General features: G+C 57.1%; 2 protein-coding genes. Both read right to left on the bottom strand.

The window, feature by feature from the left end; genetic code table 11:
• Positions 1-47: 47 nt before the first annotated feature.
• Complete coding sequence (locus tag JMF90_RS35640) at positions 48-692, bottom strand: response regulator transcription factor (RefSeq protein ID WP_011547003.1); 645 nt, start codon at positions 690-692, stop codon at positions 48-50.
• The coding region (locus JMF90_RS35635) for a PAS domain-containing sensor histidine kinase (protein WP_201326210.1) at positions 685-1777 on the bottom strand (1093 nt) is incomplete at its 5' end. The genes JMF90_RS35635 and JMF90_RS35640, both read right to left, overlap by 8 nt.

The raw sequence follows: 1777 nt of genomic DNA, 5'->3' as shown, positions 1-1777 counted from the left end.
GCGGCGTGAATGATCGACAAGCGATATCCGGCACGCGGCGTGTCGACTTAGTCGTCAGCGGGAGCAATACCCAGCAGTTTTGCCCCGAGCACCAACTCGGCCAGCGAGCGAACTTCCATCTTGCGCATCGCATTCCCGCGATGAATCTTGACGGTGATCTCGCTCAAATCCATTTCCGCAGCAATCTGTTTGTTCAATAACCCCCGCACGACGAAGCCCATGACTTCCCGCTCACGCGGGGTCAGCGATTCATAGCGACGTCTCACCTCCGCAACCCGTCCATCCGTCCTGCGACGAGCCTCGTGTTTCAGTAGCGCCCCCTCCACTGCGTCCAACATTTCCTGATCGCGAAACGGCTTCGAAAGAAAATCCAGCGCACCATTCTTCATCGCCTTGACCGACATGGCAACGTCACCATGCGCCGTGATAAAGATGATAGGCAACCCCATGTCGCCGGCAACGATCTGCTCCTGCAACACGAGCCCGCTCTGCCCCTTGAGCCGCACATCGAGAATAAGGCAACTGGATACGTCCGGCTTGTCGAAGGCGAGGAATTCTTGCGCCGAACTGAATAGCTCGACTCGCAGCCCAACAGACCGAAGCAACATGCCGAGCGCCGACCGCATGGAATCGTCGTCGTCGACAACATAAGCGATCGATTGCTTCACTACCTGTGGTGTCGCCTCACTCATGGACACCCCCACCGTTAATGGGCAAAACAAACCACATGGTCGCACCGTTATTCCCCCGGGATTCGGCCCAGATACGGCCACCATGCGCCTCGACAATCGATCGGCAAATCGACAGCCCCATTCCCATCCCCTCCTTTTTAGTTGTGAAAAATGGCGTGAACAACATACTCGCATCTGCTTCGCTAATGCCGTGCCCGGAATCCTCGATCGCAATGAGCGTCTTGTCGCCCTCGTATCGCTGAACTGAAACACTCAGCCTTCGCGTGCGATCCGTCACAACGGCCATCGCTTGAATTGCATTCATCAGCAGGTTGATGACGACTTGCTGAATTTGCACTCGATCGCCAGTAATCCAGAGCACCGACTGCGAAAACGACAGCGACACTTCGGCCTGGTGACTTTGCAGTTCTCGTCGCACCAGATCCACCGACTGTTCGATCACGGCAACGAGGTCGATTGACATCATATCCGGATCCCGCCGTTGCGCCATCGAGCGGATCTGATGAATGACCTGCGTCGCACGCCTCGCATCGTGAGTCATTTGCCCGAGCGCGTACTGAACCTCGGTGAAGTCGGGAGGCGAGCGCTTGATCCAACGCATGCCCGCCTCGCCCGCTGTCACGATTGCGGCAAGCGGCTGCGTGACCTCATGTGCGATCGATGCGGCAAGTTCACCAAGCATCGTCAGACGAGTCACGTGAGCAAGCTCCGCCCTAGAGCGCTCAAGAGCCTGCTCCGCGAGCCTGCGCTCTTCAATGTCCGTATTGACGCCGTACCATCGAACGATCTCGCCATTAGCGTCACGCATCGGTGCCGCGCCGATCATCATGCACCGATAGTCACCGTTGCCCAACCGCACACGCACGGTCACTTCAAAGCTACTTCCGGCGGAAATTCCTTGACGCCAAGCGGCTTCCAGCACGCCGATATCTTCGGCATGGATAATGTCGCGCCAGACGTCCTTGTCACTGGCAACCTTGACGCCGTAATCCGACCAACGACGGTTCAAATAAACGATGCGACCGTCGTTGGATGTACTCCAAACCATGCTCGGAATAGCATCGATCGTCGCGATCAACTCTTCC

This window comes from Burkholderia sp. E168m23 (assembly GCF_016586125.1).
Taxonomy (GTDB): Bacteria; Pseudomonadota; Gammaproteobacteria; order Burkholderiales; family Burkholderiaceae; genus Burkholderia; species Burkholderia orbicola.
This window is presented reverse-complemented; position numbering and strand designations above follow the sequence as displayed.